Source organism: Bradyrhizobium sp. CB3481 (assembly GCF_029714305.1).
Lineage (GTDB): Bacteria > Pseudomonadota > Alphaproteobacteria > Rhizobiales > Xanthobacteraceae > Bradyrhizobium.
On record NZ_CP121647.1, the window covers coordinates 2,784,142 to 2,807,146 of the forward strand.

17 protein-coding genes are annotated in these 23,005 nt (G+C 63.9%); 6 read left to right on the plus strand and 11 right to left on the minus strand.

What is annotated here, in order from left to right:
• Positions 1-19: 19 nt before the first annotated feature.
• Together QA643_RS13205 and QA643_RS13210 are read left to right on the plus strand one after the other, a co-directional pair.
• Positions 20-1,813: an adenylate/guanylate cyclase domain-containing protein gene (locus QA643_RS13205; protein WP_283033597.1), complete on the plus strand. Its 1,794-nt coding sequence runs from the start codon at positions 20-22 to the stop codon at positions 1,811-1,813.
• Positions 1,814-1,998: 185 nt separating this feature from the next.
• Positions 1,999-2,889: a LysR family transcriptional regulator gene (locus QA643_RS13210; protein WP_283033598.1), complete on the plus strand. Its 891-nt coding sequence runs from the start codon at positions 1,999-2,001 to the stop codon at positions 2,887-2,889.
• Positions 2,890-2,901: 12 nt separating this feature from the next.
• Here the strand turns inward: QA643_RS13210 and QA643_RS13215 are convergent, their stop codons facing one another.
• From QA643_RS13215 to QA643_RS13225, 3 genes are all read right to left on the minus strand, one after another.
• Entirely contained in the window at positions 2,902-5,214 is a 2,313-nt protein-coding gene (locus tag QA643_RS13215; protein WP_283033599.1) for an ATP-binding protein, read from the minus strand.
• 191 nt (positions 5,215-5,405) lie between these two features.
• Positions 5,406-6,782 (minus strand): cation-efflux pump, encoded by a 1,377-nt coding sequence (locus tag QA643_RS13220; protein WP_283033600.1) that lies wholly within the window; start codon positions 6,780-6,782, stop codon positions 5,406-5,408.
• 304 nt (positions 6,783-7,086) lie between these two features.
• On the minus strand, positions 7,087-7,863 hold the full coding sequence (locus QA643_RS13225; RefSeq protein WP_283033601.1) for a class I SAM-dependent methyltransferase: 777 nt from the start codon (positions 7,861-7,863) through the stop codon (positions 7,087-7,089).
• A 261-nt stretch (positions 7,864-8,124) separates the two neighbouring features.
• Between QA643_RS13225 and QA643_RS13230 the strand changes: the two genes are divergently transcribed.
• From QA643_RS13230 to QA643_RS13240, 3 genes are all read left to right on the plus strand, one after another.
• Positions 8,125-8,613 (plus strand): hypothetical protein, encoded by a 489-nt coding sequence (locus QA643_RS13230; RefSeq protein WP_283033602.1) that lies wholly within the window; start codon positions 8,125-8,127, stop codon positions 8,611-8,613.
• 405 nt (positions 8,614-9,018) lie between these two features.
• Entirely contained in the window at positions 9,019-12,171 is a 3,153-nt protein-coding gene (locus tag QA643_RS13235; protein ID WP_283033603.1) for an adenylate/guanylate cyclase domain-containing protein, read from the plus strand.
• 150 nt (positions 12,172-12,321) lie between these two features.
• Complete coding sequence (locus tag QA643_RS13240; RefSeq protein WP_283033604.1) at positions 12,322-13,164, plus strand: amidohydrolase family protein; 843 nt, start codon at positions 12,322-12,324, stop codon at positions 13,162-13,164.
• Positions 13,165-13,271: 107 nt separating this feature from the next.
• On the opposite strand, the gene QA643_RS13245 is transcribed toward QA643_RS13240, so the two are convergent.
• On the minus strand, positions 13,272-14,519 hold the full coding sequence (locus QA643_RS13245) for a serine hydrolase domain-containing protein (RefSeq protein WP_283033605.1): 1,248 nt from the start codon (positions 14,517-14,519) through the stop codon (positions 13,272-13,274).
• Between the two features lie 333 nt (positions 14,520-14,852).
• Here QA643_RS13245 and QA643_RS13250 point away from each other — a divergent pair, with 333 nt between their 5' ends.
• Positions 14,853-15,851, plus strand: a complete 999-nt coding sequence (locus QA643_RS13250; protein ID WP_283033606.1) for an aldo/keto reductase — start codon at positions 14,853-14,855, stop codon at positions 15,849-15,851.
• Positions 15,852-15,883: 32 nt separating this feature from the next.
• Here QA643_RS13250 and QA643_RS13255 read toward each other — a convergent pair whose 3' ends face one another.
• From QA643_RS13255 to QA643_RS13285, 7 genes are all read right to left on the minus strand, one after another.
• Complete coding sequence (locus QA643_RS13255) at positions 15,884-16,726, minus strand: SMP-30/gluconolactonase/LRE family protein (protein ID WP_283033607.1); 843 nt, start codon at positions 16,724-16,726, stop codon at positions 15,884-15,886.
• A 3-nt stretch (positions 16,727-16,729) separates the two neighbouring features.
• Positions 16,730-17,698, minus strand: coding sequence for a zinc-binding dehydrogenase (locus tag QA643_RS13260; protein ID WP_283033608.1), 969 nt, complete (start codon positions 17,696-17,698; stop codon positions 16,730-16,732).
• Positions 17,699-17,761: 63 nt separating this feature from the next.
• Positions 17,762-18,757 (minus strand): nitronate monooxygenase family protein, encoded by a 996-nt coding sequence (locus QA643_RS13265; RefSeq protein ID WP_283033609.1) that lies wholly within the window; start codon positions 18,755-18,757, stop codon positions 17,762-17,764.
• A 171-nt stretch (positions 18,758-18,928) separates the two neighbouring features.
• Positions 18,929-19,975, minus strand: coding sequence for an oligopeptide/dipeptide ABC transporter ATP-binding protein (locus QA643_RS13270; RefSeq protein ID WP_283033610.1), 1,047 nt, complete (start codon positions 19,973-19,975; stop codon positions 18,929-18,931).
• Positions 19,968-20,948: an ABC transporter ATP-binding protein gene (locus QA643_RS13275; protein ID WP_283033611.1), complete on the minus strand. Its 981-nt coding sequence runs from the start codon at positions 20,946-20,948 to the stop codon at positions 19,968-19,970. Before QA643_RS13275 ends, QA643_RS13270 begins: the two co-directional genes overlap by 8 nt.
• Entirely contained in the window at positions 20,945-21,766 is an 822-nt protein-coding gene (locus QA643_RS13280) for an ABC transporter permease (RefSeq protein ID WP_283033612.1), read from the minus strand. Before QA643_RS13280 ends, QA643_RS13275 begins: the two co-directional genes overlap by 4 nt.
• A gap of 253 nt (positions 21,767-22,019) precedes the next feature.
• Positions 22,020-22,955: an ABC transporter permease gene (locus tag QA643_RS13285; protein ID WP_283033613.1), complete on the minus strand. Its 936-nt coding sequence runs from the start codon at positions 22,953-22,955 to the stop codon at positions 22,020-22,022.
• Between the last annotated feature and the right edge of the window lie 50 nt (positions 22,956-23,005).

Sequence of the window (23,005 nt, forward strand, 5' to 3'; positions counted from 1 at the left end):
GTTGTAGGACCTTCCTCAGGTGACCCGTCCGCGCCGCTCCCTATTCTTCAAATATTTCATCACACTGTTTGTCGCGGTGGTGGTGCCCCTCGTGCTTGGCGCGATCACCGAAGCGTGGTTCGCCTTTCGGGACAATCGGCTCTATCTCAACGAGATCCTTCAGGTCGAGGCGCGTTCGGCCGCCGACCGTATCCAGGCGTTCACCGATGGAATTCGCGATCAGCTCGGTTGGGTCGTGCAGTTTCCCTGGACGGAAGGTGAGGACGATCGGCGCCGGATCGATGGATTACGCTTGCTGCAGCAGGTGCCGGCGGTCGTTTCGCTCTCGATGATCGATCCGAGTGGCATCGAACGCGTCTTCGTCTCACGCGTCAGCATGAACCGAGCCGGCCGCGGCTCCGATATGTCGGCCGACCCTCCGGTGGCCGGCGCACGTGCCAACCGGGTATGGTATGGACCGGTTCACTATCGTCGCGATTCCGAGCCTTATATGCAGATCGCGGTCGCGGGCAACCGCGCTGCCGCCGGCGTCGTGGTGGCCGATATCAACCTGAAACTGATCTGGGACATCATCGCGGCAATAAAGATCGGCGACACCGGTCATGCCCTTGTGCTCGATGACGCGGGGCGCCTGATTGCCCATCCCGACATCAGCCTGGTTCTGCGCAGCGGAGCAGGGGCAGGCGACCTCAGCCGGCTGAAGTCTTCCGTCAGCGAAGCCAATGGATCGGCGGTCTCCACCACCGGCGAGGACGGCAAGTCGGTTGTTGCCTTGGCGGTGCGTGCCCCCAATGTGGGTTGGACGGTAATTGCCGAACAGCCGGTTCTGGAGGCGTATGAGTCGATCCGGGCCGCGTTGTGGCGCTCCGTGATCCTCATCTTCATCGGTATCGTTTTCTCGCTGGTGCTCGCCTATTGGCGCGCGTGCCGCATGTGGGGACCGATCCGGCAGCTCGAGAAGGGCGTGGAGCGGATCGGCATGGGACAGTTCGACCATCGCATCACGATTCAGAGCCGCGACGAGCTGGAGCAACTAGCGGCGCGGTTCAACCAGATGGCGGAGGAGCTCGGGACGTCGCAGCAGAAGTCCGAGCGCATCAATCGGCTGAAGCAATTCCTTGCGCCGCAGGTGGCCGAACTGGTCGAGCATTCCGATCCGCGGCTGCTGGATGGGCAGCGGCGGGAGGTGGTCGCCATCTTCGGTGATCTCAGGGGCTTCACGGCATTTTCCGCGCGTGCCGAGCCGGATGCCGTTATGGCCGTGCTGCGGCAGTATTATGAGGCCATCGGCGCCGTGACAGCCCGGCACGAAGCGACCCTGATCCGCTTTGCCGGTGACGGGGTCATGGTCCTCGTCAATGCACCCGTCACTTGCGAGAGCCCGGCCGATCGGGGCGTTCGGCTCGCCATCGACATGCAGGCCGCGGTGCAATCCCTTGCCGGCACTTGGTCCGCAGGCGGTTCTGCGATCGGCTTTGGCGTCGGCGTCGCAACGGGAGCAGCGACCGTCGGAACGCTGGGCTATCAGGGACGCCTCGACTACACGGCCATTGGAAGTGTCGTCAATCTGGCGTCGCGCCTCTGCAGCCTGGCCGGTGACGGGCAGGTATTGCTTGATAGCGCGGTCCGTGAGCGGGTCGGGAATGGCTTTGCGCTCTCGTCGATCGGGGAGCGGCCCATCAAAGGCTACGATCGCGCGCTGGAGATTTTTGCCGTGAACGGAAGGAATATGTCCGCATCAGGCCTCGGCCCCGCTGGAGACTCCAGTTTGGAGCGGCCGCGCCAAGGTTTGGCGCTGGCGGAGACAACGTAGCGAGGGCCCGTCTGCTGAGGCGCGCAGCGACCTGCGTGGTTGATAAGGTTACGATATCGGGTGATACGGGCCCCGAATTACCGCGGAAATCCGACGCTCTGGAACGCTGTTTTTGAAGTTTTGGCTATCCTGGGGCCGTGCTATTTCTGCTCCTCCTGTAGCATCAAACTTCCGGGGCCATCCCTTTGATCGACAAGCTTGAACTCCTGCTGGCGCTCGCGAAGGAGCGGCATTTCGGACGGGCGGCGGAAGCCTGCGGCGTCACCCAGCCGACGATGTCGACCAGCCTCAAACAGCTCGAGGAAATTCTCGGCGTCATGCTGGTGCAGCGCGGCTCCCGCTTCCAGGGGTTTACGCCGGAGGGCGAGCGCACGCTCGACTGGGCGCGGCGCATCGTCGGCGATGCCCGCGCGATGCGGCAGGAGATCAACAGCCTCAAGGACAAGCTGTCCGGCGAAATCAGGATCGCGGCGATCCCGACCGTGCTCGGCATGGTGGCACAGCTCACGACGCCGTATCGCGCGCGCTATCCGGACGTGCGCTTCCGCATCCAGTCCTGCACCTCGGCCGACGTGCTGGGGCTCCTCGAAAATCTCGAGGTCGATGCCGGGCTGACCTATATCGAGAACGAACCGATCGGCAAGGTGCGCACCATCCCGCTCTACAACGAGAGCTATCGCCTGTTGACCGCGCCCGACGCCATGTTCGGCGACCGCGACAAGGTCACCTGGAAGGAGGTCGGGCAGGTGCCGCTGTGCCTGCTCACGCCGGACATGCAGAACCGCCGCATCATCGATCGCGCGCTGGCGTCCGTCGGGGCCGAGGCGACGCCGACGCTGACCTCGAACTCGCTGCTGGTACTTTACACCCATGTGAAGACCGGACGCTGGGCGAGTGTCATGCCGGCCAAGCTTGCGGAGACGCTTGGTCTGTCGGACTCCGTCCGCTCGATTCCGATTGTCGATCCCGTCGTTGATTACAGCATCGGCCTGGTGGTGCCACAGCGCGATCCGATGACGCCGCTGATTGCCGCGCTGGTGCAGGTCGCCCGCGAAGTCGCGCCGACGCTGGAATAAGGGCTGGAATAATCAGGCCGCGGCGTTCTCGATCCTGGCCTTCGCCTGCGGCCGTTGCACCTCGCGCGGCAGCACGATGCGCACCACGGTGCCGGCGCCGAGCTTGGAACGCAGCCGCATCGTCCCGCCATGCAGGTTGGTCAGCGAGCGCGCGATGGCAAGGCCGAGGCCGGAGCCCTGGTAGGTCTTTGTAAGCTGGCTCTCGACCTGCTCGAACGGTTTGCCGAGCCGCCGCAGCGAGTCGGGCGCGATGCCGATGCCGCTATCGGCGATCATCAGCACGATCGAATCCGGCAGCACGTGGCTGCGCACGGTTACCCGGCCGTCGTCAGGCGTGAACTTCACGGCATTGGACAGCAGGTTGACGAAGATCTGCTTCACGGCGCGGCGGTCGGCGACGACCGAGATGGTGCTTTCGATGTCGGCGTCGAGCGTCAGGTTCTTGTCCTCCGCGCGTCCCGAGACCACGCGCAGCGACTCCGCGAGCAGCTTGGAGAGGTCGAGCTGCTCCTTGTCGAGCTTCATGCGGCCGGCCTCGATCTTCGACATGTCGAGGATGTCGTTGATGACCTCGAGCAGGTATTTGCCCGACGTCAGGATGTCGTGGCAGTACTCCTGATACTTGTCGGAGCCGAGCACGCCGAACATGCCGCTGCCCATGATCTCGGAGAAGCCGATAATGGCGTTCAAGGGCGTGCGCAGCTCGTGGCTCATATTGGCGAGGAACTTCGACTTGGCCTGGTTGGCTTCCTCGGCGCGGTTCTTCTCCTGCGAATATTTTTCCGCGAGGTCGGCGAGTTCGGCTTGTGAACGCTTGAGATCGATGACGTTGGCGCGGAGGCGGGCGTCGTTCTCGATCAGTTTCTGCTCATGCTCCTTGATGCGGGTGATGTCGGTGCCGACCGAGACGTAGCCGCCGTCCTTGGTGCGGCGCTCGGAGATGTGCAGCCAGCTGCCGTCGTCGAGCTGTGCTTCGAAGGTACGGGCACCCGGCACCGGCGCGCCGGTCTCGTGCAGGCGGGTGCGCACCTCCGGCATGCTGCCGACCTCGATCACGGTCTCATAGGAGGTGCCGGGGGTCACGGCCGTGTCGGGCAGCTTGTGCAGGCGCTGGAAGTGCGAGTTGCAGAGCACCAGGCGATCTTCTGCGTCCCACAGCACGAAGGCCTCCGGGATGGTCTCGATCGCGTCGCGGAGCCGAAGATCGGCCTCCACGGTCTTCTCGGCGAGGCTCTTCTGCTCGGTGATGTCGACCGCGATGCCGATCAGGTGCAGGCCGCCGTCGGCCTGGGTGTGGCTGAGTTCGCAGCGTACCCTGAGCCAGATCCAATGGCCGTCGGTGTGCTGCATGCGAAAGCTCTGGTCGATGTGGTCGATCTCTCCGGCGATCATTTGGTCGGCAATCGCGAACAGGTCGATGTCGTCGGATTTCACCAGCGCGTTGACTTCGCCGAAGGTCAGGAGATCGTTGCGGGAGTCGAGGCCGAGCATCGTGAACATCGAGGCCGACCAGAAGATCCGGCCGCGGGAGAGGTCCCAATCCCACAGGCCACAGCGGCCGCGGTTGAGCGCGGTGTCGATCCGGCCGCGCACCGCGTCGTTGATGAGGTCGCCCTCGCGGGCGCGGGTCGACTGCCAGTGGAAGGCGAAGCCGAGGATCAGCACGACGAAGCCGGTGGTGGCCGACAGCGTTACGGAGAGCGCGGCGTCCGAGCCCCACAGCGGCTCGTTCTTTTCCTGGATCACGATGACCTGGCCGGGCAGCGCCTTGACCAGCCGCGAGATCGCCATGGCGCCGTTGCCGTTCGGCAGCGTCATATCGGCAACGACGCCCTGCTGGCCTGGAGCCGCGATCAGTTGGGCCGTGCTGATGATGTCGAGGACGCGGTCGTTGCCGCCGAGGCCGCTTTCGACGGGGACGCGCGCCAGAATCCGATGATCGGATCCGGTGATGATGACGTGGCGGCCGGCAGCTAAGCCCCAGGACGGAATGAGATCGGGCAGCAGACTCTGCAGCCGCTCGATGTTGGCGGCGCGGTCCTGCCGCACCGAGGCAAAGCGATCGAGGCGTTCGGCGAGCAGGTCAGTGAGTGCAGAGAGGTCGCGCTTCATCGCGGCGCGCTTCTGCCGGCTCTGGTCGATCACCTGCACGAAGGCACCGAGGCAGATCGTGATCAGGAAGGCGATGATGAGCGTGGGAACGGCGCGACGAAGCGCCGGCTCGGCAATGAGCAGCCGGTGATAGGCAGGTTTCGCGATCGATTGCGCCAATCCTTTAATCGAGTCGGATTGAACGTACGCGTTCTCCGCGTGCGCTCGCGCCATGCCTTAGACCCCCGCCGAAAGCCCATTTGCACATTGTCCGGAAGCACCCACACAACTTCCGAATCACAGCGATTTGAATCCACTTTTTTGGGGCTGTCGAGAGTCAACAAATCGTTAATCGAAATAAATGTTGTCCAACACAAATTAAGGCATCGTCGAGACGAGTCCGAAACGAGAACGCGTCCGCAAAACTACGCACGCGGCGGTTCCGCGTGGCTGATCACGCGCTTGATCGAGGGAAAGGCGCGGCGCAACGAGCGCTCGATCTCGTCGACGTTCTCGTGCACCTTGATCACGCTCATCGACGGTGCGGCGCGGCAATGGAAGTTAACGATTTCGCCGGCCTCGGTGTCGCGCACCCGTACGTTATGGATGTCATGGATCGCGCCGCTGCCGGCAAATTGCGACAGCGCCTTCCTGATGACCTCGACGCGCTCGGGCGGAGCGTCGGTGCCGTGCGGCAGCTCCGGCTCGAGCGGCTCGATATGGGTGTCGACCTCGACATCCTCGCCGAAATCCTCACGGATGCTGCGCTCCAGCCCATGGGCGATATCGTGCGCAGCCTTCAGCTCCATGTCGCCGTCGACCTCGAGGTCGATGCTGACGGTCAGCTTGTCACCGAGATCGTGCACGGTGACATGATGGACCGCGAGGCCGGAATTGCGTGCAATCACCATGATGCGCTCGCGCACGCTCTCATTGTCGCGTGCGACCGGCACCGCGGTGAAGGTAAGGTCGGCGTCGCCGAGCGCTTCGGAAACCGCCGCCTGCGCGGCTCTCTTGATCGCCTCGACGCGATCGATCGGGTAAGTGCGCGGCACCTTGGCGATCGCGTCGATGAAATGCGTCGGCCCGACCATGCGCACCCGCACGCGCTCGACGCCGACCACGCCGGATACCGAGCGGATCGCCAGCGTCGCTTTCGCCGAGGCGCCCTCCGGCGCGCGGTCGAGCAGGGTCTCGATGGTGGAGCGGCCGAGCCGCAGGCCGAGAATCGCTATCATCACGGCGACCGCGATGGCCGCGACCGAATCGCCCCAGGCAAAGCCGAGGCCGGTCAGCACGAGGCCGATAATGACCGCGATCGAGCCGAGCACGTCGGAGGCGAAATGCAGTGCGTCCGCCGCCAGGGCCTGGCTCCGGGTCTCGCGCGCCGTACGGTGCAGCGCTCGCGCGCGCCAGAAATTGACGGCGATATCGATCACCAGCACCACGAAGGGAACAGCCGAGATCGTCGGCGGCGGCGCGCCTTCGCGCAGCCGGCTGTAGGATTCCACCAGAATGCCGCCGGCCAGCACATAGAGCAGGGCGATGACAAAGAGCGCCGACAGGCTCTCGAACTTGCCGTGGCCGTAATGGTGCTCCTCGTCGGCTGGCTGGTCGGACACCCGAACCACCAGCCAGGTGATGACGGTCGCGATCACGTCGACGGAAGAGTGCAGGGCTTCCGAGATCAGCGCGAGCGAGCCGATCGCGATGCCGACCACGAATTTGGTCGCCGCCATGCCGGCGCTGGCAAAGATCGAGATCGCCGCGACATTGGTTTTAAGGGTAGGGATGCTGGTCATGGCGGGCGGTTTAGCAGGGCGTCGCGCAACATTAAAGCCGAGGTCTAACACGCAATCGCCAATCACTTGCAGGAGCGAATTGTCGTTGCTGTCGTCTTCCGCGAAGGCGGGGTGCCCTGTACGCCGCGGCTCATCGATTCGATCACGGCAGCCTCGACATAACTGAGTCGCCCAGCACGTGGGATGGTGGAGTGAAGCCATACCCATCCCTCCGTTGACACCGGCGATGGGTTTCGCTGCGCTCTACCTATCCTACGAAGACATATCGACGGATATCTGGTTTGGAAGTCAGATGCGAGAAGTCTCAATCGTGGCTTAAGCGGCGGGCCATATAGAGATGCGTCTCGTAGTTCACATCGAGCGTGCCGCCGTGATCGTCGATCGTCCTGGCAATTTCGCCAAGCATCGCTTCACGTTTTTCGGCTTTCATCATCCGATGATCCGATCGCGTGTGCAGCAGATCTATGTAGCTCGATGTCGTGTGCTGCCAGATCCAGGGATAGCTTTTATGCTGCACCGGCCCGAACAGCCCTGGCTCGTCGAACCATCGCTTGAATGGGCCGCCAGGCAGGTACCAGGCCTCCGGCGGGAGGCCCCATTTGCCGATGTGGCGCAGGTAGATTTCCTTGAAGGCCTGAAGCAGCGGGGCGGGAAATCCCACCGGCACGTGCCCGAACACCGCAAGCGCACCGTCGGGCGAGAGCGCCTTGGCGGCTTTCGCAAACCGCACCTCCGGAGATACCCAGTGCCAGGATTGGGCGGCGATGATCAGTCGGAACGCTTCCTGGCCCGCAGGGAAGGCCTCGAAAGTGGTCTCCAGGAATTCTACGTTGCCGAAGCTTGCCAACGTCTCCTGCGCGCCGCGCAGCATTTCCGGACCAGGGTCGGTCGCGAGAATCCGGAAACCGCGCTTGGCGAAGCTCTTGGTTGCCTGGCCTGTGCCGCAGCCGACTTCGAGAATTCGGTCGTCCGGCTTCAGGTCGGCGTAGGAGAGAACATCCTCGACGAGAGCCTGAGGATAGTCGGGGCGCGCGACGCGGTACACGCGCGCGATCTGGTCGAATGTGAAGCGCTGCTCCATGAACTGGCCCCTCGCATTGAGTGGGAACGGCCCAGTAAAGCTGTTTGTAGCGCGCCGCACAACCTGAAAGCCCTGGCCTGATTTCCGCATGACGCGCACGATGATAGCCAGCCGTCCCAAACATGCGGCCCAGCATCGTTAGCGCTTCGTAACGATTGCAAAGCAAATGCGTTGGCTCCGATGTTGGCTTCCTTGATCAGCGTGATGCAAAGTACCGGCCAAACGCGCAATCACGTCGCCAAAGACCAGCGAGAGTCATCGATGAAGGCCAAGCTCGCCATCGCAGCATTCCTCGTCCTTGGCGCCGTTGCTGTTCGCTATGTTTACGTTCTTGGCTATCCGCCATTCAAATCTCAATTTGTGCAGACCTGCGAGAACGCGATCAAGCAGCGGCTGGCGGCTTCATCTACCTATCAACGGATTGGTGTGGAGGAGTCCAGGAGGATACTCACGTTCGAGGAGTTTTTTGCCGATCCGATGCGGGCCGTGTCCGAATCGAGCAGAAAAGCGATGATCCAGATCGCGCGAGTGCCACCAGTGCAGTATGTCGCGCTGATCGACTACCAGGCGCAGAGCTTTGTCGGTGCCATCATTCGGGAAAGGGCGACATGCACCTTCAACTCGCTTGAGGGGGACGACGATGCGCCGACCCGCACCTACTGGGTGATGATCGACGGCGAGTACAACATGGCTTGGGCGGCAAGGCAGCCCAATGCCGCGGGTCTCCAGCTACGCCTGTTCAAAGATTAGCGGCGCACAGCGAGACGCCGAGGGCCGCAGGTCGGATTGCAATGTCGGGGGCGTAGCCGAATTCGCTGCGTGCATCAGAGCCATGATAGCCGAGCGTTCCGCGTAGTTAAAAAGCGTTCGCGATCACTTTAGAAACCATCAACGAAACCCTGAGATGGAACACTTGGGGTTGTGACCGAGATCATACGGGTTCCCTCGGGTTCCGGTGCATTGTGTCGCCGCTATTGATCCCCTGAGGTCCGGATGCACTGCACGAGTTGCGCGGCCGAAATCCCGGAGCAAAGCAAATTCTGTTGGCAATGCGGAGCGGCGGTGGTGCGGCGCTGCCCGGCCTGCCGTGCGGTAAATCCAGCCGTCAGGAAGCTGTGCGTCGACTGCGGGACCCCATTGCAGGTGGAGTCTCCCGTGCAGAAACCGCGGGATTCGCGACCGATCGAACGGCGGCAGCTTACGGTGCTGTTCTGTGACCTCGTCGGATCGACCGAGCTGTCCGCGAGGCTCGATCCCGAAGATTTCGGCGCCATCATCGCAGGCTACCGGCGCTGCATTGTTGAAACCATCGGCCGTTTCGGCGGCTTCGTCGCGCGGCATCACGGGGACGGCGCGGTGGTATATTTCGGCTATCCTCATGCGCAGGAAGACGACGCAGAGCGCGCTGTTCAAGCGAGCCTTGCTTTGGTGCAGGCGATTGCCGCCTTGCCCGCGAAAGAGAAACTGAGTGCCCGCGTCGGCATTGCAACCGGTGTCGCCCTGGTCGGCGACATGTCCGATGGCGCTATTTCGGAGGAGCACGGTATCCTCGGCGACACCCCGAACCTTGCCGCCCGATTGCAATCACTCGCAGAGCCGGGCAGCGTCGTCATCTCGGAGAACACAAAGACGGTCGCAGGGCCGCAATTCGCGTATCTCGATCTCGGCAAAGTCGACGTCAAGGGATTCGCAAGACCAATCGCTGCCTGGCAAGTCGCGGGCAGGACAGCCGTGACCACCCGGTCGCACGCTCTCCAAAGTAGCGATTTGCTGCCGCTGATCGGTCGTGATGACGAAATGGAGCTGATTCTAAGCCGATGGAAGCAAGCCAGGAGCGGCGAAGGTCAGGTGGTGCTGCTGTCAGGTGAAGCAGGAATCGGCAAATCGCGACTCACCGTGGCACTGCTGGAACAGCTGGCTCGCGAACCACATATACGCCTGCGTTGCTTCTGTTCGCCGCAGCATACCGACAGCACACTCTATCCGGTGATCGGCGAGATGCAGCGCGCCGCTCACTTTTCCCACGATGACAGCCAGCAAGTGAAAATGGACAAGCTTGACGCCCTGCTGGCGCAAAGCTCGACGTCTTCGGAGGATGCGGCGCTGTTTGCCGAAATGCTTTCGCTGCCCAATGATGGACGTTACCCCCCGGTTGAAGTTGAGCCGCAGCTCCGTCGCCAGAAAACGTTGAAAGCACTTGCCGCGCAGATCGAGGCGCTGGCACGCATCAATCCTTTGCTGGTGATCTTCGAGGATGCGCATTGGGCCGATCCGACCAGTCTCGAATTGTTCGTCCAGGTGGTGGATCTGGCCGTGAGCCACCGGCTCTTGCTACTGGTTACCTTCCGGCCGGAGTTCAGTCCGCCCTTGATCGGACGGCCGCACGTGACGGAGCTGACCCTCAATCGGCTGGCGCCGGGCGACATCGACTTCCTGATCGAGGGAGTTGTCGGCGACCGATCGCTACCGACGGGCATCCGCCAGGACATCATCGAGCGCACCGACGGCATTCCGCTGTTCGCCGAGGAGATGACCAAGGCGGTGCTGGACGCGGAGGACGAGGGGGATGCGCAGCGGGTCTACGCGGGAGCGCCGACGCCTGTTGTGGCGGTTCCGGCCAGCCTTCAAGCCTCGCTGATGTCGAGGCTCGACCGGCTGGGGCTGGCGAAGAACGTGGCGCAGGCCGGCGCGGCCATCGGCCGGTCATTTTCCCACATGCTGCTCGCCGCGCTCGTACGAAAGCAAAAGGAAGAGCTGGACGCCGACCTCGACAAGCTCATCGCCGCGGGCTTGTTGTTTCGACACGGCACGCCGCCGCATGCACGCTACCTGTTCAAGCATGCGCTGGTGCAGGACGTGGCCTACAGCACGCTGCTGCGGGAGCAGAGGCGCGCGCTGCACGCGCGGATCGCCGAAATCCTCGAAAGCCAGTTCCCGGAAATCGCCGAGAGCCAGCCCGAGCTGCTCGCGCGTCACTGCACAAAGGCCGACCTGATCGAGAAGTCGGCGCGGCTGTGGGGCAGGGCGGGACTTCGATCGCAGGAGCGCTCGGCGCTGGTCGAAGCAGCAGAACAGCTTGGTCAGGCGCTGGCGCAAATGGCAACTTTGCGCAGCACGCCCGACCTGCGGCGCGAGCAGATCATACTGCAAGTCGCGCTGCTGAATACGCTCATGCATGTCAAGGGATATGGCGCTCCCGAAACCAAGACCGCTGTGGCGCAGGTGAGGGCGTTTATCGAGCAGGCCGAACAGCTTGGCGAGCGGCCCGACGACCCCTCCCTGCTCCTCTCGGCCCTTTTCGGCCAGTGGATCGTCAATTTCATCAACTTCAACGGCGACGTTGCGCGGGAGCTCGCGGCGCGGTTTCTGGAGCTTGGCAAAAAGGAGGGAGAGGCGGTCCCGCTCTTGATCGGGCACCGCACCATGGCGAGCACGCTCGCGCTGAGGGGCGACCTCGTTGAGGCGAAGGCGCACTATGATGAAGCCCTCGCTCTCTATCGCCCCGCCGAGCACCGGCGATTGATGACGCGATTTGGCCAGGATCTCCGGGTGACGTGCCTGGCCTTTCGATCGTTGGACTCCTGGCTGCTCGGCTATCCCCAGGCCGCGCTTGATGATGCAGACTGCGCGCTGATGGAAGCGCGCCAGATCGAGCATGCCGCCACCTTGATGTTCACGCTGAATTTCCCGATTCTTGTGAATACCTATTGCGGCAATTACCACGCGGCAAACGAGCATCTCAACGAGCTTGTCGCGCTGGCCGAGGAGAAGGGTGCCCCGTTCCGAAAAGCGGAGGGCGTGTTGCGGCGGGGCTATATCCTGACGCTTACCGGGGCCGCGAAAGCCGTCGAGACCGTCACGGCGGGTATTGATCTGTGGCGGTCGGCCGGGTCGACGATATTTACGCCGGAGCAGGAGTTCATGCTGGCCATAGCGCACGCGGATGCAGGCCAGTTCGATCATGCCTGGCGCTGCATCGGCAACGCCATGACAGCGATGCAGGCAACCAAGGAAAGATGGTGCGAGGCCGAGGTTCATCGCGTGGCCGGCGAAATCGCGCTCAAGTGGCCGCGGCGGGACGAGGCGAAGGCGCAAGAGCATTTCGAGCATTCCCTGACCATTGCGCGCGCGCAGTATGCAAAATCATGGGAATTGCGTGCGGCCACCAGCTCGGCACGGCTCCTCAGCCACCAGGGCAAACGGAAAATGGCACGTGACCGTCTCGCGCCTGTCTACGATTGGTTTACCGAAGGATCCAATACACGCGATCTACGAATGGCCGAGGCTTTGCTCGCCGAGCTTCATTGATCGCGCGTTCCGGCGACAATTTCCTGGATACGGCCGGTGAGAGCGCTGGTCTCGCGCCGCCGGACGCATTGCAGCGCCGCGTTCTTGTCCTCTGGACACGAGTGGGCCGCATTGTCCAAACTCGTCCGATAACAAAAAGTGGAGGCGCCGATGATCGTTGTCGATTCCCAGGTCCATGCCTACGAGGCGAACAGTCCGAAGCGGCCCTGGCACAGTGTGCCGAACTGGCCCGATCACGTCACCGGCGATGAGATGGTGGCGGCGATGGACAAGGTCGGCGTCGACGGGGCGATCTTCATCTCGGCGTTTTCGCTGTACCGCTACGACGCCAGCTATGCCGTGGAAGTGGCGCGGGCCCATCCCGGCCGGCTAGCCATCGTCAAGCCGATCGATCCTGACGATCCCGCCGCGGCCGACGTTGTCGCGGAGTGGAAGAAGACGCCGGGCACGGTGGGAGTCCGCGTCTGGCTGACAAAGGATGCGAACCGCGCGCCGGATGATCCCGGTATCGAGCGGATCGTGCGCGCGGCGGTGCGCCATGATTTCCCGGTGAACGTGCACTGCTGGGACAATCTGGACGCGGCCGCTGCGCTTATCGACCGTTATCCCGACACGCGGTTTATCATCGACCATATGGGCATCCTGCAGCCGCGCGTGCCGCCGGCGCCAGCAGAACCCTGGATCACGCTTCCGAAGGTGCTGGATCTCGCCAAGCGGCCGAACGCCGTGATCAAGATCAGCGGCGCCTGCACGCTGTCGCGCGAGCCGTATCCGTTCAATGATATCTGGGATCCACTGGCGCGCATCTTCGATGCCTGGGGTTTCGAGCGCTGCCTGTGGGGCACCGACTGGACGCGGGCGTTTGCCGTCGTCAACTATGAGCAGGCGGTCGAGCCGTTCCTCAAAACCAGCCGCCTTAGCGAGAGCGAACGGGCCATGCTGATGGGCGGCGCCTGCATGAAGGCGTACGGCTGGTCGCCGAAGAAAGGGTAGGCGCAGTGCGTAGGGCGGATTAGCGAAGTGTAATCCGCCATCTAGATGCGAGATGCAGCGGCGGATTACGCCTTCGGCTAATCCGCCCTACGCCCCTGTTAGGCCACTTACCGCTCGGCACTGACGAGCTGATAGGTGCCGCGTTCGAAGGCGTCGTAGACGGCCAGCGCCTTGGCGTCGGCGAACGGCAGATACTGCATCATGATCACGCCGGCGATGCCGCGCGCCGGATCGATCCAGAAGAAGGTGTTGTTGATGCCACCCCAGCTCAGGCTGCCGGGTGAGCGCTTGCCGGGCACCTGGTCTGACGTGATGAGGAAGCCGAGCCCCCATTTGTCGCGGCCGTTGGCGATGAAGGTGAAGTCGGCGCTGCGCGGCAACGCGGATTTCAGCGCCGGGACCGAGACCGCGCCGATGTGGTTCTGGCCCATCAGATCGACCGTTTCGGCCTTGAGCACCCGCACGCCGTCAAGCTCGCCGCGATTCAGCAGCATGCGCACGAAGCGCCCGTAATCATCGGCGGTCGAGGCGAGGCCGCCGCCGCCGATCGGGGAAGCGATGGTAAGGCCGAGCTGCGGGCTTTGCAGCTCGACGGCGCCGTCCATGCGGGCGCCGGCGCGCTGCTGTTGCGCGACGAGGCGCGGCCCCTTTGCCTCCGGCACGTTGTAGGAGGTGTCGTCCATCTTGAGCGGCGCGAAGATGTGCTGGCGGAAATAATCCTCCAGCTTCTGGCCGGAGATCGCCTCCACCAGCTTGCCGCAGACATCGGTAGAGGTGCTGTAGTGCCAGCGCTCGCCCGGATCGAACAGCAGCGGTCCGCCGAACGAATAGCTTTCGCCGGCCTTCGGCTTGAAGTCGCGCCAGATCGTGCTGGTGAAAGGATATGCCAGACCAGACGTGTGCGTCAGGAAATGCCGCACCGTCGGCAGCTTTGCGGCTGGGCGGAGCTGATAGGCGCCGGTCGCAGGGTCAAAGGATTCGAAGACTTTCAGGCCCACGAGCTCCGGCAGGTATTTTTCAGCCGGGTCGTCGAGGCCGAGGCGGCCCTGCTCGACGAGCTGCATCAGGGCGACCGATGTCACCGGCTTGGTCATCGAGGCGATGCGAAACAGCGCGTCGGCGGTGAGGGGGCGGTCGGTAAAGACATCGGCGACGCCAAAAGCGCTCCGATAAAGCACGCGTTCGCGGTCCGTGACCAGCGCGACCACGCCCGGCACGTCCTTGCGCTCAACGGCGCCACGAAGGCTTGCGTCGAGCGCGGTGCTCGCCGCCGAATTCTGTGCGCTCGCGGTACCGTCCAACGCGGAAACCGCAACGCCCATGCTGAAGATCATTCCAATGGCCTTTCGATTCACCGAAGCCTCCCCGTTGCGCCCCGGGTGTTACCCGTGCAGCCCTCCCGAGGCCGATTTTTTTCTTGTTTGGCGCCGCGGCGATAACAGCGACAGGATGCGGCGCCGCAGTCGCCTGTCGCGGCGCGACGCTAGCATCTGTTATTGGACGAGTCTCCCACGATCGCGCGGTGCTCGCGGGACGGCAACGGATGATGTGCCGATCAGGTTCGAGGACCGAGTGGGCACGGGCCCAGCGCGCAAATTCATGGGGGCATGACGCCTTCGGCTAATCCGCCCGCCGATCTTAACAACGGCCATTCGGCATCATAATCTCCCGCTCGGGAGGAACCGGCGATGGAATTTCGAATCTTTGGCCGCACCGGCCTGCGGCTCTCGATACTTGGTTTCGGCTGCGGTGCCGTCGGCGGGTTGATGGTGCGCGGCGATGCTGCCGATCAGGAACGGACCGTCGCGCGGGCGATTGCCGCCGGCGTCAACTACTTCGACACAGCGGTGCTGTATGGCGAGGGCGAATCGGAAAAGAACCTCGGCCGCGTCCTGCAGAAGCTGAAGCCGCCAAACGTCGTCGTCGGCACCAAGGTTCGCCTGACGCCCGGCGACCTCGGGCGCATCGGAGACGCGATCACGATGTCGCTCGAAGGCAGCCTGTCGCGGCTCAAGCTCGACCGCGTCGACATTTTGCACCTGCACAACCCGATCACGGGGGAAGGCGGCGGATCGGCGCTGAGCGTGCGGCAGGTGCTCGGCGAGGTGGTCCCGGCATTCGAGCGGCTACGTCAGCAGGGAAAGATCCGGTTTCTCGGCCTGACGGCGCTCGGCGAGACGGCGGCGCTGCATGAGGTGATTGGCGCCCGCGTCTTCGACAGCGCGCAGGTCATCTACAACATGCTCAATCCATCCGCGGCCGACGCGTTGCCGCCAAACTATCCGGCGCAGGATTATGGGCGGCTGTTCGATGCGACACACGCGGCGGGCGTTGGCGTCGTCGGCATTCGCGTGCTGGCCGGTGGCGCCTTGTCGGGGTCGGCCGAGCGTCACCCGATCGCGGGGCCGGCGCCGGAGCCGATCGGGTCGGCGATGAGCTATGAAGCCGATATCGGGCGTGCGCGCCGCCTGATGCCGCTGGTCGAGGAGGGGTTCGCTACGAGCCTGACGGAGGCCGCCACGCGGTTCGCGCTGTCGCATTCGGCGATGGGCACCATCCTGGTCGGCATGGCGACACCGCAACAATTCGAGGACGCACTGGCCGCGGTCGAGAAGGGGCCGTTGCCGCAGGCGGCACTGGATCGGCTGGTGGCACTGAGGCAAGCGTTCTCGGGCGAGGCGCGGTGATCGGCGTGTAAAATGTATTATCCCGCGCGTTGTCACGGAAAACCTGCGCCCGCAACTTCGACCTCGATTACGTCGATCCTTGCCGACGACTTCCGTTGCCGCAGCTCTTCATAGGACGTCGCCGCGCTCAGGCAGAACAGCGTTTTCCGTTCTTCGCCGCCGAGCGTGCAGGCGAGGGCGCGGCGGCCGGGGACTTCGATGCGCTGCAGCTCGCGCCCGCCGCGGTCGATCCGGATGAACGCATCCTCCTCGAACGCGGCGACCCACACGGCGCCATCGCGATCGAGGCAGATGCCGTCGGGAGATTTCATCTGGCCGAAGCGGCCACGTAGCGTCAAGTCGCCGTTCGCCTCGATTCCATAGTCGGCAAGGCACCCGCCATCCATCTCGGCGACCACCAGCCGGCTGTGATCGGCCGAGACGGCAATCCCGTTCGGAAACCGCAGTCCTTCCGCGACCACGCGCGTCGCGCCGTCGGGCATCACCAGGATGATGCGGCCGGGAGCGCCGCGATCGGGCGGTGGCGGCAGATCGAAGCCGAGATCCCCGACATAGGCGCGGCCAAGCCCGTCGACGATCATGTCGTCGATCGTGCCGGTCGCGATCCCGGAAAGATCGGCGTAGAGCGAAAGCTTACCATCTGCATAGGCTAGCAGGCGCTTGCGGAACATCGTCAGCACAATAATCCGGCCATCCGGCAGCACGCCGAGGCCGCAGGGCGTATCGTCGTCGAGTTTTGCGTGCTGCTCGCATTCGCCTGACAGCGATAGGCTGAGCAGCGTCCGCGCCATGCAGTCAACGAACCAGAGCCGGCCTGCGTGCCAGCGCGGGCCTTCGTAATAACGTCCGCCATCGAGCAGGCAGCGCACCGTCATCGGCTACAGCGTCACCACGATCTTGCCGAGGTGCTTGTTGGCTTCCATGTGCTCGAACGCTTTTCCGATCTCGGCGAAGGGGTAGACCTTGTCGATCGGAAGTTGCAGCTTTCGCGATTCCACCGCGCCCCAGATGTCCTTGCGGACCTCGTCGAAGATCTCGCGGACTTCCTCGATGGAGCGGGTGCGGAAAGTGACCCCGATATAGTGGATGCGGCGGGCGGCATGCAGGTCGAAATTGAAGTCGCCATGGGTGCCGCCAAGCCGGCCGACATTGACGATGCGGCCCTTGACCTTGGTCGCGGCGAGGTTCTGGTTGGCGACCTTGCCGGAGACCTGGTCGACGATCAAATCGACGCCTTCGCCGCCGGTCGCCTTCAGCACCTGATCGACCCAGGCGGGATCGCTTGAATCAACCGCGAGATCCGCGCCGAATTCCTTCAGGCGGCCGCGGCGCATCGCATCCGTCGAGGAGCCGATCACGAGTTTGGCGCCCTTGAGCTTTGCGATCTGCATCGCCATCAAGCCGACGCCGGAGCTGGCGCCCTGGATCAGCACGGTCTGACCGGCCTGCACCGCGCCATTGGTCACGACGGCATTGTGCATGGTGGCGAGCGCAACGGGGAGGGTGGCGGCCTCCTCGAAATTCATGTTCGAGGGCGCGCGGAACAGCCGGCCATGATCGGCCAGTGTGTATTCGGCAAACGCCGCGCCGCCCGAGCCCATGATCTTGTCGCCGATCTTAACCCCCTTGGCATCGGGCCCGAGCTCGGCGACTTCGCCCGCCCATTCCATGCCAAGCACGGCGCCGATGCCGCCGGCCGAACCATGGGCGTGGCCTTTTGTCATGCCGAGATCGGCGCGGTTGAGCCCGCAGGCATGGACCTTGACCAGCACCTGCGTGCCCTTCGGCGTGGGTTTTGCGACCTCGGTGATTTCCGCGCCATTGGCGCCATAGACATAGGCTTTCATGGGTTCTTCTCGTTCTTGGCTTGAGGCCGCCGTTCGGCGACCTCTCTCTCGCGCGAAAGCTGGCTATTCGGCGGCCTGCCGCTGTGCTCCCGACAGCATGCCTTCGAACCGGCCACGCATGATCGCTTCGGCATCGCGCATGATGCGCGAGATCAGTTCGGCGCAGGTCGGGATGTCATGGATCAAGCCCTGCACCTGGCCGGCCGACCAGATGCCCTCGTCGGCATCGCCGGTCGCATAGACCATCTTGCCGCGGGCGCCGGCGACGAGTTCGCGGACGTCCTCGAACTTCGCGCCTTCCTTCTCCATCGCCACCACTTTGGTCGAGATCGCGTTCTTGGCGACGCGCGAGGTGTTGCGCATGGTGCGGAAGATCAATTCGGTCTCGCGTTCGTCATTGGCAACGATGCGCTCCTTCACCAGTTGATGGATCGGGCTCTCCTTGGTGCACATGAAGCGCGTGCCCATGTTGATGCCCTCGGCGCCGAGCGCCAGCGCGGCCACGAGGCCGCGGCCATCGCCGAAGCCGCCAGAGGCGATCATCGGTATCTTGACCTTATCGGCGGCTGCCGGAATCAGGATCAGGCCGGGCGTGTCGTCCTCGCCGGGATGGCCGGCGCATTCAAAACCGTCGATCGAGATGGCATCGACGCCCATCCGCTCCGCCGACAGCGCGTGACGGACGCTGGTGCATTTATGGATGACCTTGATGCCGTGCTTCTTGAAGTCGGTGACGTGATCCTGCGGCTTGTTGCCGGCGGTCTCGACGATCTTGATGCCGGCCTCGATGATGGCCTGGCGGTATTCGGCGTAGGGCGGCGGCTTGATCGCGGGCAGGATGGTCAGGTTGACGCCGAACGGCTTGTCGGTCAGGTCGCGGCAGCGCGCGATTTCCTTGGTCAGATCTTCCGGCGTCGGCTGGGTCAGCGCGGTGATCAGCCCGAGTGCGCCGGCATTGGCAACGGCAGCGACCAGCTCGGCGCGGCCAACCCATTGCATGCCGCCCTGGACGATCGGGTGCTCGACGCCGACGAGCTCGGTGAATCGCGTCTTGATCATGTCTGCCCTCTGTTTCCCCGGCACGGAGGCCCGCGCACGTCATGTTCTGAGATTTCGCCAGGCAGGATGCCGTCACCCCCTGCAAAAGTCTACCGGGCAGGGCAGGGATCAGGGCAACGCAATCATGCAAAAGCGAGGCTTGTTCCGCAGTGCGAACAATTCCGCGTGTGGTCATGCTTCCTTGGAATGCTCACTTTCGGCCGAGGCGAGCGCCGTCTGGCTGGCAATCTCGTCAGCGCGCCAGCACCTGACCGAATGTCCATCGGGACGCGTTTCAAGCGGTGGCACCGGCGCGCGACGACACACGGCCTCGGCGTGGCGACAACGCGGACTGAACGCACATCCCTCCGGTGGATTGAGCGGATTGGGAAGCTCGCCTTTTGCCGTTGCGAGCGGTGCGCGCCGTAGCGGATCGGGAATGGCGGCGATCAGGGTTTGCGTATAGGGGTGCGCCGGCCGTTCGAAGATGTCGCGCCAGCCGCCGGTCTCCACGATGCGGCCGAGATACATCACAGCGACCCTGTCACTCATGTGCTCGACGACGCCGAGGTCGTGGCTGATCATGATGTAGGAAAGGCCGAGCGTTTCCTTCAGGTCCAGCAGCAGATTGATGATCTGGGCGCGGATGGAGACATCCAGCGCCGATACCGGTTCGTCGCAGATGACGATTTTCGGATTGAGGATCAGTGCGCGCGCGATACCGATGCGCTGGCGCTGGCCGCCGGAGAATTCATGCGGATAGCGGCCAGCCTGTTCGGGCCGCAGGCCCACATGCCTCAGCATGACAGCAACACGTTCGTCGATCTCGCTTTTGGCCGTTACGCCGTGCAGGCGTAATGGATCTTCAAGCGTGCGACGAACGGTCTGGCGTGGATTGAGCGAGGCGTAGGGATCCTGAAACACCATTTGTACGATGCGGGCCAATGCCTTCCGATCGCCCGATTGCCGGCCCGTCACGACATGCCCGTCCAGCACGATCCGGCCACGCGTCGGCGCCAGCAGGCCAAGGATCGAGAGCGCGACGGTCGACTTGCCGCAACCGGATTCGCCGACGAGACTGAGGCATTCACCGCGCTTCAGTTCGAGATCGACGCCGTCGACTGCGCGGAGCAGCCGCACGCCTCCGCCCAGCAGGCCGCCGCCCACCGGAAAATGGACGGCGAGATCCTCCACGCTGAGGATGACATCGCCGCCAGACTTTTGCGCGGGGTCATGCATGGTGATGGCACCTGACTAACCCGCCTGCACCGAGTAGCGTCGTCTCTGGTGCGGTCGTGCGGCAAATCTCGGTCGCCCGCGCGCAACGCGGATTGAACCGGCAACCGTCCGGAAAATCCGCGATCGCCGGTACGACACCCGCGATTTCCTTGAGCCGCGTCCGGCCAAGCGCCGCGCGGCTTCCCAGCCGCGGCAGCGAGTCGACCAGGCCTTGCGTGTAGGGATGCGAGCAGGCGCGGAAGATATCGGCCGAGCTGCGTTCCTCGACGATGCGGCCGGCATACATGACGGCGACGCGGCGGCAGACATTGGCAACCAGGCCGAGATCGTGGCTGATCATCAAGATCGCCGTGCCTTTCTCGGCGCATAAATTCCGCATCAGCTCGATGATCTCGGCCTGCACCGTCACGTCGAGCGCGGTCGTCGGCTCGTCGGCGATCAGAAGATCCGGGCCGCATGCGAGGGCGATGGCGATCATCACGCGCTGGCGCATGCCGCCCGAAAGCTGATGCGGGTAATCCTTCACCCGCCGCTCGGGCGCGGGGACGCGGACGCTGGCCAGCGCCTCGATGGCCAGCCGGTTGGCTTCTCGCCAATCCTTGCCCTTGTGCAGCACGAACATCTCGGCGATCTGCCGGCCGACAGGGGAAACAGGATTGAGCGCCGTCATCGGCTCCTGGAAGATCATGGCGATGCGATTGCCACGCAGTGCGCGTTGCTCGGCCGCCGGTAGTCTCTGGATCTCGCGGCCGTCAAATCGTATGGCACCGGCGCCGACCGAAAGCGGCGGGCGCAACAGTCCGATCAAAGCGAGCGCCGTAATGCTCTTGCCACAGCCGGATTCGCCGACAAGGCCGAATGTCTCGCCGCGCTCGATGCGGAATGAGACCCCCTCGACCGCCGCAACGCGGCCGGACGGATCGCTGAGATCGATGCGCAAGTCCTCGACTTCGATCAAAGGAGGGCTCGTCATGTGCGCCGGCTCCTCGACTGCGGATCAAGGACGTCCCGCAAGCCATCGCCGAGCAGGTTCAGGCCGAGCACGGTCAGGAATATGGCAAGGCCCGGGAAAACCGAAAGCCACGGTGCCGTGGTGATCTGGTCGCGGGCCTCCGACAGCATGCTGCCCCAACTCGGAAAGGGCGGGCGGACTCCGAGGCCGAGGAACGATAATGCGGCCTCGGCCAGCACCGCGCTGCCCATGCCGAGCGTGCCGATGACAATGATGGGTCCGAGCATGTTCGGCAGCAGCTGCGTGAACATGATGCGTACATCGCCATAGCCAAGCACTTTTGCTGCCTGCACATAGCCCTGGCTTTTGAGCGACAGCGCTGATGCCCGCGCGATCCGGCAAGTGAAGGACCAGTTGGTCAAGCCGAGCGCTATCAATAGGCTCGTCAGCCCGGGTCCAAGCACCGCCATGATGGCAAGGGCGAAGATCAGCGAGGGGATCGCGAGCATGAGATTGGTCAACCCGTTGACGACGTCGTCCCACCAGCCGCCCCAATAGCCGGCGGTCAGGCCCAGCGTCACGCCGATGACGCTGTTGACGAGTTGCGAGACGATGCCGACCGTCAGTGAGATGCGCGCGCCGTACACGACACGGGAGTAGATGTCGCGGCCCTGCGCGTCGGTGCCGAACCACCACATCCAGCTCGGCGGCTCCTCCGCATTCATGAGATTGGCATCCATGACGGGATCCGTATGCGCCAGCCAGGGTGCGAGCAGGCCGACGAAGATCGCAAGCGCGAACAGCGCCCCGCCGATGACGAGACTGGTTCCGAGCTTCATCGACGCCGCCCCACTGCGTGCGGGACAATCGCATGCGGTGTAGTCGAGGACTGGCCGCGGGCTCGCTTCGCCTCTCCCGCTCGCGGGGGAGGCCGACGCGCTCGAAGAGCGCGGCGGGTGGGGGCTTTCGCCACGCAGGGAATCCCGATGTGGAAGCACCCCCACCCCAACCCTCCCCCGCAAGCGGGAGAGGGGGCGCAGTGCCGATGCCGCCGCACCTCGCGCACACAGGCGTAATCCGGCCGGCTACCGCTCATACGTATCTGATCCTGGGATCGATCACGGCATAGAGCACGTCGATCAGCATGTTGATCGCCAGAAAGAACAGCACGACCACGAGGATACAACCCTGAACGGCGGGAATGTCGCGCTGCAGGACGCTGTCGACGAGCAGCGAGCCGATGCCCGGCCAGGAGAACAATTTCTCGACGACGACCGCCTGTCCCATCAACGCGCCGAACTGCAGGCCGATCGTTGTCAGGATGAGCACGAGTGCGTTGCGCATCACGTGCCACTTCACGAGCCGGGTTTCGCTCATGCCCTTCGAGCGCGCGGTCCGGACAAAATCGGCGGTCATGATCTCGAGAACCGCGGCCCGCGTCGTCCGCGCCAATAGTGCCATCGGCGAGACGCCGAGCGTTACGGCAGGCAGGATCAGATATTTGAGCCCGCCGTCGCCATAGCCGAAACTCGGCAGCCAGCCGAGCTTCAGCGCAAACAGGTACATCAGCAGCAGCCCGAGCCAGAATTTGGCCATTGAGAGGCCGGACACCGCCAGCACCATCGACATCGTATCGACGATGCTGCCCGGCCGCAGGGCTGCGACGAAACCGAGCGGCACGCCGATCACAACCGCAAACATCATCGCTGCGAATATCAGTTGCAGCGTCGGCCACATCCGTTTGGCGAGCATGGTCGTGACCGGCTCGCGCGTCCGGAACGAGGTTCCGAAATCGCCCGTCGCGAGCTTGGCAATGTAGGAGCTGAAGCGAACGTAGACGGGATCGTCGAGGCCGAGTTGTTTTTTCATGCGCTCCACGACCTGCGGATCCGCCGCACCTCGGCCGTCGTCGCTCATGCTCGATACGATGCTGCCCGGAACGACGCTGAACAGCACGAAGATCACCAGCACGACGGCCAGCACGGTCGGAATGGCTTGCAGGAGACGGCGGATCACAAACGAGAGCATTGGAATTGTTCCTCCCTCCCTCCATCATGTTGCGATGCAGGGAGGGCGAG

Coding starts and splice junctions, on each gene's coding strand:
- QA643_RS13215 (WP_283033599.1), bottom strand. CDS start 5,214: ATGGCGCGAGCGCACGCGGAGAACGCGTACGTTCAATCCGACTCGATT.
- QA643_RS13220 (WP_283033600.1), bottom strand. CDS start 6,782: ATGACCAGCATCCCTACCCTTAAAACCAATGTCGCGGCGATCTCGATC.
- QA643_RS13225 (WP_283033601.1), bottom strand. CDS start 7,863: ATGGAGCAGCGCTTCACATTCGACCAGATCGCGCGCGTGTACCGCGTC.
- QA643_RS13230 (WP_283033602.1), top strand. CDS start 8,125: ATGAAGGCCAAGCTCGCCATCGCAGCATTCCTCGTCCTTGGCGCCGTT.
- QA643_RS13240 (WP_283033604.1), top strand. CDS start 12,322: ATGATCGTTGTCGATTCCCAGGTCCATGCCTACGAGGCGAACAGTCCG.
- QA643_RS13250 (WP_283033606.1), top strand. CDS start 14,853: ATGGAATTTCGAATCTTTGGCCGCACCGGCCTGCGGCTCTCGATACTT.
- QA643_RS13255 (WP_283033607.1), bottom strand. CDS start 16,726: ATGACGGTGCGCTGCCTGCTCGATGGCGGACGTTATTACGAAGGCCCG.
- QA643_RS13260 (WP_283033608.1), bottom strand. CDS start 17,698: ATGAAAGCCTATGTCTATGGCGCCAATGGCGCGGAAATCACCGAGGTC.
- QA643_RS13265 (WP_283033609.1), bottom strand. CDS start 18,757: ATGATCAAGACGCGATTCACCGAGCTCGTCGGCGTCGAGCACCCGATC.
- QA643_RS13270 (WP_283033610.1), bottom strand. CDS start 19,975: ATGCATGACCCCGCGCAAAAGTCTGGCGGCGATGTCATCCTCAGCGTG.
- QA643_RS13275 (WP_283033611.1), bottom strand. CDS start 20,948: ATGACGAGCCCTCCTTTGATCGAAGTCGAGGACTTGCGCATCGATCTC.
- QA643_RS13280 (WP_283033612.1), bottom strand. CDS start 21,766: ATGAAGCTCGGAACCAGTCTCGTCATCGGCGGGGCGCTGTTCGCGCTT.
- QA643_RS13285 (WP_283033613.1), bottom strand. CDS start 22,955: ATGCTCTCGTTTGTGATCCGCCGTCTCCTGCAAGCCATTCCGACCGTG.